This is a genomic window from Streptococcus infantis (genome assembly GCF_019929575.1).
GTDB classification, from domain to species: domain Bacteria; phylum Bacillota; class Bacilli; order Lactobacillales; family Streptococcaceae; genus Streptococcus; species Streptococcus infantis_L.
Window position 1 is genome coordinate 1 of record NZ_JAHZPU010000042.1, and the last position, 8,920, is coordinate 8,920.

The following is an 8,920-nucleotide window of genomic DNA, read 5'->3' on the forward strand; positions in this document are numbered from 1 at the left end:
ATACTGTTTTTTGCAACTCTAGTATATCAGATGAACATGTCTTTTGTGTTGCACTTCATTTTACAACAGGGCAAAATATAAGAATTATTCATAAGTCATTCCTTTCAATTATTATCATCAGTCTCAATGGATTTTTAAGCGCTCAATTATTCTCTAAAAATTCTTCAATTCGAGAAACTATTTCATGACTTTGATAATGATAAAGTTCGTGAGGCGCATCCATATAGATGACTTGAACATTAGACTGGTCACTAGAAAATTTCTCTGCATAATGCTGCCATTCTGATTGGCTAAAGGTCGTGCCTTCACCGTTAGAAACTAGTAATAAGGTGGGAATTTTCGGATTGATGCTAGAGGGAACTTTCTTGGCATTTTCCTTTACCAAACGGGATTCATGAAGCATGGCTTGTGACATTAACTGCTTATATGCTAGTAATTTATATTGTTGTCGTTCAGTTTCAGTCAGAGTTGGATTTTTTATATAAAAGGACTCAGGGAAAAAGCGTAATAAGCCAATCTTACTGCTCCAATAAGCCACAGTAAGCAAGGCCTGATTATCCTTTAAATCCTCATAACTAGCTGGTAACGCCCAATCCAGACCAACCAAGGCTTTCACCTCATCAGGATACTTTTCCTGCCAAGCCAGACTTTCGAGACTAGCCATGGAATGAGACAGAATGACAAAAGGACCTGTTACATTTGCTTGTGATAGAGCTTGACGTGTCTCAGACAAAACTTCCATCACATCTCTGGATTGAGTACTATCCTCGCTATAACCATAGCCAGCCCGCTCCACGATGACTACCTTATATTTTTTTGATAAGGAATCCGAAACATTCTTAAAGTCCAAGATTGGGGAAGCAATTCCAGCACCTGATAGAACTACTATTGTCTCTGGACCATCCCCTTCAACGTAAACATTGATTTTGTGCCCATTAACGAGAACAGTTTTGCCCATAGGAGTTAGAGAGGCTTGTTCCTTTTCTAAGCTGATACGATGAAAGATAAATGTCCCTACTAAAAACAAGATAAGGAAACTAAGAAGCCCTATACACCATTTTTTCTGTATTTTCATAGCATTATTGTACAAAAATTAGACTCTTTTAGCAACTTAAGTTTAAGACTTTTTCTGTATAATCTGTATATATCCAGAAACACAAAAAACCCACCCTCAGGGGCAGGTTTCATTTTGTATGGTTCAGCTAGATTAAGCTTTACCTTCTGAACCGAATACGTCGATACGTTCTTCAACTGATGCTTGGATAGCTTTGACACCGTCAGCCAAGAATTTACGTGGGTCAAAGAGTTTCTTCTTGTCGTATTCTGCTTCGTTTGCTTCGTAGTCACGAGCAAATTTACGAGTTGCGTTAGCAAATGCGATTTGGCATTCAGTGTTAACGTTAACTTTAGCAACACCAAGTTTGATAGCTGCTTGGATTTGCTCATCAGGAATACCTGATCCACCGTGCAATACGATTGGGAAGCCTGGAAGAGCTTCTGTCAATTTTTGCAAGTGGTCAAGGTCAAGACCTTCCCAGTTTGCTGGGTAAGGACCGTGGATGTTACCGATACCAGCTGCCAAGAAGTCAATACCAGTTGCAACCATTGCTTTAGCATCTTCGATTGGAGCCAATTCACCTTTACCGATGATTCCGTCTTCTTCACCACCGATAGTACCAACTTCAGCTTCTACTGAGATACCTTTAGCGTGTGCTTTTTCAACTACGTCTTTAGCCAATTTAAGGTTTTCTTCAACTGGAAGGTGTGAACCGTCAAACATGATTGAAGTGTAACCAACTTCGATACACTCAAGTGCATCTTCGTAGTGACCGTGGTCAAGGTGGATAGCTACTGGTACAGTGATACCCATTGATTCTACAAGGTTAGCGATCAAGTTGCGAGCAACTTTGTAACCACCCATGTATTTAGCAGCACCCATTGAAGTTTGGATCAAAACTGGAGCTTTTTTAGCTTCTGCTGCACGCAAGATAGCTTGAGTCCACTCAAGGTTGTTTGTGTTAAATCCACCAACTGCATAACCGTTGTCACGAGCTGCTTGGACAAATTTTTCTGCTGAAACGATTGCCATTTTATCAGGCCTCCTGTATATTTTTATGGGACATCCCATTTACATTGTTCATTTTATCACTTTTTCACAAAAAAAGCTAGTTTTTCCCGTGGTTTCGATTGAATTTCTTCTATTTTCAAATATGTAAACCTTTTCCCACTTGGTCTACTCCTTGTTCTAAGGCAGGTTCATGTAAAATACCAAGTGATCATCATGTCTTTCAAATCGATAGTCAATTTCTTCGTTTTCTAATAAACTTTTAACTACGAATAGTCCCAAGCCAGCTCCCTTACTTTGTCGACTAGAGGACGTGAAGGATTGTTCAAACTTATCTTGCTCCTCAGGTATACAGGCGTTCTCTATAAACATCCAACTATCTTTTGCTCCAATTTTCAGATAACCACCTTGAACAGAGTGTTTCACAGCATTACTGATAAGATTGGAAAGAATTAGCTTGAGTACCGAAGGATTTAGATAAGTTTGTTGGTCAGTGAGTTGATTTTCTACAGTGATTTTTCTCTCTTTGGCTAACAAGTCATAGTCCTTCAATAGAAGATCTGTCATTTCAAGAAGGTTGATTACTTCCTTCTTATCTCGCAACTCCTGCACTGAAGAAAGGGATAAGATTTGCTGAACGTGGTGAGTCAAATCATCCACAATCCCCAAAGAAACTCCCAGATAATGGTCACGATCTTTATAGCGTCCGATATTGGCTTGCATATTCTCCAGAAGAATCTTTAGACTTGCTAGAGGCGTTTTCAGTTCGTGGGAAGCACCTCGCAAAAACTCAACCTTCATTTTTTCTAGTTGGAGGATGGCCTCGTTCTTCTCATGCAAATCTGCAATCACCGTCAAGAGATGCTGATAAAGGCTATTGATTTGTTCTTTGAGATCGCCAATTTCATCCTTAGAATCCACGCGCAACCTAACTTCTGCATCCAAATCCATCATCCGTCGAGTCACTCGTTTGATTTCCAAAATAGGAGCAACAATAGTTCTAGCATAGATAAAGGCGATGAGGAGCGAAATGATGAAAGACGCTAATAAAGTATAAGGCAGAAATTGAAGACTGATATCTTCTGCTTCTTTCTGCAAATCCATAGAAGCTAAAAACTGTAAGGTCATCGTCTGACCATTCTTAGTTTGAACTTCTCTTTCCTCAATAACCAAGGAGGCCGTTTGTCGTTGTTTATCAATGGGAAGATTATCATTGACTTCCAACTTATCCTGAGTCATCTCTCCCTTAACAGCTCCCTTAATATCACTGCTTTTAGAATAAAGTTCAAGGACTTCCTGAATAGTTTGACTGTCCTTTCCTTGGAGAGTTTGAGCAATTTCTGTAGCCTTTTGCCCGATGCTCTCCTGACGGTGACTGAGATAGGTCGGAGGAAAGAGAAAATAGATGGCCAAATGCAAACAAATGACTAGGGTAGAAAATACCGAGAAGGTATAGATAAAAATCTTTTTAAATAAACCTGAACGTCTCATTTTCTCTCCAATTTATAACCAACATTGCGCACGGTAAGAATACAGTCTAAATCCAATTTTTTCCGTAGTTCCTTGATATAGACATCGATCACTCTGTCAAAAGGAATCTCATCTGTCATCTTCCATACAGCATCGATAATCTGCGACCGTGTTAAGGCTCGACCTTCATTTCTAACTAGATAGTCTAAAATTTCTAGTTCTTTTGCATTCACAGGAACATCTTTCCCCGCTACACTAGCTCTATAACTGTCAAAATCGACCTTGGTATCCTTATAGGTAAAGGTACGACTTGCATCATAATAACGCTTGAAAATAGCATCTACTCGTACCTTTAACAAAGATAGGGAAAAGGGCTTTTCCAGATACCCATCTGCTAGAGAGGCAAAGGCACTCATCTTATACTCCTCGTCTTGAAAAGCTGTCAACATCAAGACCGGAACTTGGCTAGTCTTACGGATTTCTGACAATACTTCTAAACCATTAAGTTTGGGCATTTGAATATCTAGGAGAACCAGGGCAACTTGATGATTTGAAAATTGTTCTAAGGCTTCTTGACCATCTGCAGCCTGAATGGTTTCATAGCCACAATCCGCCAAGTAATCACTAATTCCCTCGCGAATCATGTCTTCATCTTCTAAAATTAGAATTTTCATATAAATCCTTTTCTATCAAAAATGCTACCTATATTATATCTCATTTGAGTGAGAATAGGTAGCAAGTTTTTTATTCACTATCCAACAAGAGTTCTTTTGGCTGTTTAAAGAGGAGATTGCTTGAAGCAAGTGCCATAACTAGTACCACTAGAACCAAACCAAGTACAAAGATGATGGCAAAGTCTGAAGGTTGAATAGAAATATCCAGACTTGAAAGAGTCTTGCTAAAACCGTCAACTTCTGCACCACCACCGAGATTGGAAGCTTGGGCTGCCTTACTTGCCTGTTTAGCCACATCTGATGTGACATTTGCAAGAACTGTATTTCCAATTGCTCGAGCAGTATAGTTGGATAGGAAGTAGGCTGAAATGAGAGCTGGAATAGCAATCATTACTGCTTCTGTGATAAATTGTCCTAGAATACTTGCTTGTTTTAGACCAATTGAAAGGAGAATTCCAACCTCTTTACGACGGGCGTTAATCCATAGTGTCAATAAGAGAGCCAGTAGAAGAACAGAGAAGCTCAAGCTACCCCAGAAGAGAAGATTAGCCATCTTGTACATGCCTGAGATAGATTGTTCAAGGGCAGGATAGTTAGATGAACTCTTAATCAAGCTATACATCTTCCAGTTGATGCCGTTGATAGACCCTAGTTCTTGCATGACAGTATCTAGGTTCTTATCTCCAGCCACAAAGAAGGTAGCATCTCCATAAATCGCGGTATCTTCTGTATAGCCATAGAGTTGGGCAGCTGTGTGAATATCTGTGATTGCTGTATTTTCATATAGTTCCTGTGAGTAGGTCACAGCAGATTTGTTATGTCCATCAAAAAGTCCTTTGATAGTGACTTCTACTGTTTCCTTAGCTCCTTTCTCATTATCGGCATCGTAGATATTAGAGTCCAGTTTAATCTTATCTCCCACCTTCCAGCCATGTTTAGCAGCTAAGTCTTTATGCATGAGAATCTGGTATTTGTCATCGTTTGTTAAATGCTCACCTTCGACTAGTTTGTAAGAGCCTGATACAAACTTATCTTCTTTAGAAGAGTCATTGACACCGGTTATCATCAAACTACTTCCAAAACGCTGAACTCGATCTGACGTTAGATTTTTCTTGGTTTCAGGTGTCTCAATCAATTCGTAGCCTGTCAAATCACCGATAGCGTTGATCCGTTTGATATAGGATTCAATGGCCTTATTCTCGGTAATTTTTTTGATATCTTCACCCTTGATATTCCCTGCACCACGTGGAGTTCCTTGGTTGACTCTACGATTGATTTGCATGGAAAAACTATTGGTGATATTTTTAAAGGTTTCTTGAGAAGCCTTAGCTGTCGCCCCCTTGATAGACAAGCCGACCAAACTCAAACTAGCCATCAAGAGAATGATAAGAAAGATCACAAGCGACTTGAAAAATTTTCTTGTGACATAGGCAAATGCGTTGTGTAACATAAGATTCCTTTCTAGATTTACTTCAGTTTTTAATATGTTTAAAAGTTTTAGTTACTATTTTTTCTTGTTTCAGTCAGTTTCTTATCCTTCAATTCAAGTGTAATATCTGACGCCTGTGCCACTTCCTTACTGTGGGTCACAACGATTACACACTTGCCTGTTTTCTCAGCAAGAGATTTGAGCAGGTCAATAATATCCCCAGCAGTCTTAGGATCCAAGTTTCCTGTTGGTTCATCCGCTAAAATCACTGGTGCTTCAGATACAAGGCTACGAGCAATGGCTACACGTTGTTGCTGTCCACCTGATAATTGGAGAACATTCCGCTTGATTTGACTTTCATCTAAACCAAGTTCAAGAAGGGTATCCTTGCTAGCTTTTTTATTAACCAAGCGGATATTTTCCAATGGAGAAAGATAATCAATCAGGTTATAGTTTTGAAAAACAAGGGAAATGTGGTGCATACGGTGGTAAGAATATCCTTGTTCACGAACATCCTTGCCTTCGAATAAGATAGCACCTTCGACTGGGCTATCAAGTCCTGCTAATAGAGATAAGAGTGTTGACTTCCCAGCTCCAGATTCTCCGATAATACTATAAAACTTGCCTGGTTCAAAATCGTAATTGATTTTATATAATACTGCTTCTGCAGTGTTCTTGTAACGATAAGTAAGATCTTGTAATTGTAGTAAAGTCATGATTTCTCCTTCATTAACTAATAGATGATAAAATTTCCTTAGGTGATTTTCTAAATAAAAATAGGAAACAAAGTGCAACTGACAAGCAGCTGATGATGAGTAGGAAGATATAAGATTCTCCAAATGATAAAAGACTTGTTGAAAGATTCGTTGCTTTTGCTAGCGTATCTTGTAGGGCAGCTTGGTCGCCATTTGCTAGTACAGTCTTCAAGAGATAGGAAGTAATTGCATTTCCAGCCACAAATGCAGGCAGAATAGATGCCAATGAAACTAGGATGACTTCCAGGCAAAATTGGCTAAAGATTGCTATTTTCCCTTTACCTAGTGCCAATAAAATACCAACCTCGTAGACTCGCTCTCGTAACCAAAGTGACAAGACCAAGATCAGCGCTCCTACACCAGCAATCATCATGCCATAGAGGAAAATCTGTAGGAAGGTTTGGAAGGTCGAAACTGAATCCTTGATTTGTTCAAAAGCCTTATTTTCCTTTTCAACTTGATAACCTTTCGTTTCCAGAGATAACTTTTCAACCTCTTGAATGATACTATCCATATCATTTGGATTTTCTAGATAGAAACGAGCTGCAGTTACTTGAGCTTCCTTATTTCCAAGAAGACTTTGGCTACTTTCGTAGTCTGTATAGACCGTGTTTTCACTAAAATCTGACGATAGACCGGTAAATTTTTCTTGCTTCTGACCTGAGAAAATACCTACGATTTCATAGTCTAGCCTTTGTCCACTATTTCCTTCTACTTGACCAGGATTTAGACTAATCTTATCCCCAAGTTTTAGGTTATTCTTCTTAGCCAATTCCTCGTGGACTAATATTTTCTGGTTATCTCCTTTTTGTAGATGTCTTCCTTCTTTAAGGGTAAAGGCGGAACTTGTAAAAGAAACATCCTTGGAAGAATCTTCCAAAGCAATCAAACTGACGAGATTTTTTTCAGCTTCTGTCAAATCATCCCTTTGGATACTTTGTTTTCCAGTAACGACTTCTTTGTCAGTTAACTTGGCTATTATTCCTAGCTCAGGTGAAATCTTCTCAAGACCCTTTATCTTTTTAAGGTCATCTAGTTGTGACAACTGAAAAGTCTGATCTGCTTCTATTCTTTTAATTGAGAAAGATGTATTCAATGAGCGATAGAGATTATTTTCTACTGTTTTGTTGGACTTCATAAGCGTCAAACAAGCCGATATTCCTGCCAATAAAACAAATAGAATCAAGAATAATATGAGACTTCTCAGTCGTTTTCTGCTGACGTAAGCCCAAGCTCTTTGAGTGGGATTCATATAGCACCTCCATATTTGTAAGTCTATTATAATATCCAAATATGAAATGTTTATGAAATAAGAAAAATTTTTGAAATAAAATAAGCCAGTATTTCTACTGACTTTATATTTATAAATCACCCAGATTAAAACAGAGAAAATGCAGCAACTATCCCAGAGAAAATGTTAGCTACAGCATGTATGATCCAACTTGTAAAAATAGAGCCTCCTGCTTTCTTTTCATTAACAAAACCAAGATAAGCTGCTATTGCTCCGGTAAAAAATATAATGAAAAAAGTGACTTCTAAACTTACTACTGAAGCAAATAATATTCCATGAAGCAATCCAAAAGCGATAGCCTGTATCGTATTTGCAAAGATAAACAGCGTGTGATTTGCCATTCGTTTCAGTAGAAATCCTCTAAATAGCAGTTCCTCTGGCAAAGATGTTTGCAAAATACTGTAAATTAGAATACTTGGTAAAGCCTTATAGCCCATACCAGAAAAAGCTGAAGTAGCTGTTTCTATACTAGGTGTTAGAGGAAAGATAAACATATAAAAAATGGTAAACAAGAGAAATCCACCAATTATCCATGAGATCAGATCAGAATCTTTAACCCTTTTAATAGATTTTAAACCAATCCATTCTGTAAATGGGACTTTCCCCCTCACAGTCAGAAACCACCAGATAGAAGGTAGTAAAATAATAAAGAGAATTTGAATAAAGGCGCTCATTATTCGTTGAAGTTCATTAACCATCGTAATCCCCCATTACATTTTTGAAATACTTATTTTAAATCAGGAAATACAAGTCTTTAACTATGAAAGCTTTCCGATAAGAACCCTTATAAACTAGGATAGATTAAACTTTTCTACACTACTACCTCTCTAATTTTTTCAAAACTGAACTTTTGCCATCTTTTCTATCTCTATTATAGCACTTTTTGAATTGAAAGAAAAAAACCACAAGAAAAAGGTATTCTTCTCCTGTAGGTTTATTGCTATGCATTTCAACAAAAAAGAGCTAGCCAAAGCTAGCTCACTACTATGCGGAGAGAGGGACTTGAACCCTCACGACCTAAAGCGGTCACAGGATCCTTAGTCCTGCGCGTCTGCCAATTCCGCCATCCCCGCGTCGATTACTTTACTAGTATATCAACTTTCACAAACTTTGTCAACACTTTTTTCAGATTTTTTTCAGATTTTTTGAATACATTATTCTTCCCCAATTGTCAAGTCAAGTGCAACAAAGTTGTTCCTCTGATTAAGCGAGTATCTTTCAAGCTGTTTGAGCTGA

Annotated in this window: 8 protein-coding genes and 1 tRNA gene; all 9 read right to left on the reverse strand. The window is 38.3% G+C overall.

Annotation, left to right across the window (positions count from 1 at the left end; genetic code table 11):
• Nucleotides 1-142: 142 nt before the first annotated feature.
• The 9 genes from K1I67_RS09195 to K1I67_RS09235 all read right to left on the reverse strand — a co-directional run bounded on the left by K1I67_RS09195 (nt 143) and on the right by K1I67_RS09235 (nt 8,757).
• Nucleotides 143-1,075 (reverse strand): alpha/beta fold hydrolase, encoded by a 933-nt coding sequence (locus tag K1I67_RS09195; RefSeq protein ID WP_223339695.1) that lies wholly within the window; start codon nt 1,073-1,075, stop codon nt 143-145.
• A gap of 132 nt (nt 1,076-1,207) precedes the next feature.
• On the reverse strand, nt 1,208-2,089 hold the full coding sequence (locus K1I67_RS09200; RefSeq protein ID WP_033688381.1) for a class II fructose-bisphosphate aldolase: 882 nt from the start codon (nt 2,087-2,089) through the stop codon (nt 1,208-1,210).
• A gap of 156 nt (nt 2,090-2,245) precedes the next feature.
• On the reverse strand, nt 2,246-3,556 hold the full coding sequence (gene vncS / locus K1I67_RS09205; RefSeq protein WP_045613976.1) for a sensor histidine kinase VncS: 1,311 nt from the start codon (nt 3,554-3,556) through the stop codon (nt 2,246-2,248).
• Nucleotides 3,553-4,209: a response regulator transcription factor gene (locus K1I67_RS09210; protein WP_223339696.1), complete on the reverse strand. Its 657-nt coding sequence runs from the start codon at nt 4,207-4,209 to the stop codon at nt 3,553-3,555. Before K1I67_RS09210 ends, vncS begins: the two co-directional genes overlap by 4 nt.
• 70 nt (nt 4,210-4,279) lie before the next feature.
• Nucleotides 4,280-5,659, reverse strand: coding sequence for an ABC transporter permease subunit Vex3 (gene vex3 / locus K1I67_RS09215; RefSeq protein ID WP_223339697.1), 1,380 nt, complete (start codon nt 5,657-5,659; stop codon nt 4,280-4,282).
• Between the two features lie 47 nt (nt 5,660-5,706).
• Nucleotides 5,707-6,354: an ABC transporter ATP-binding subunit Vex2 gene (gene vex2, locus K1I67_RS09220; RefSeq protein WP_223339698.1), complete on the reverse strand. Its 648-nt coding sequence runs from the start codon at nt 6,352-6,354 to the stop codon at nt 5,707-5,709.
• A gap of 13 nt (nt 6,355-6,367) precedes the next feature.
• Nucleotides 6,368-7,645 (reverse strand): ABC transporter permease, encoded by a 1,278-nt coding sequence (locus K1I67_RS09225; protein WP_223339699.1) that lies wholly within the window; start codon nt 7,643-7,645, stop codon nt 6,368-6,370.
• A 125-nt stretch (nt 7,646-7,770) separates the two neighbouring features.
• Nucleotides 7,771-8,382 carry a CPBP family intramembrane glutamic endopeptidase gene (locus K1I67_RS09230; protein WP_223339700.1) on the reverse strand — a complete coding sequence of 204 codons (612 nt, stop codon included), beginning with the start codon at nt 8,380-8,382 and terminating at the stop codon, nt 7,771-7,773.
• A 289-nt stretch (nt 8,383-8,671) separates the two neighbouring features.
• Nucleotides 8,672-8,757 (reverse strand) — tRNA-Leu (locus K1I67_RS09235).
• Between the last annotated feature and the right edge of the window lie 163 nt (nt 8,758-8,920).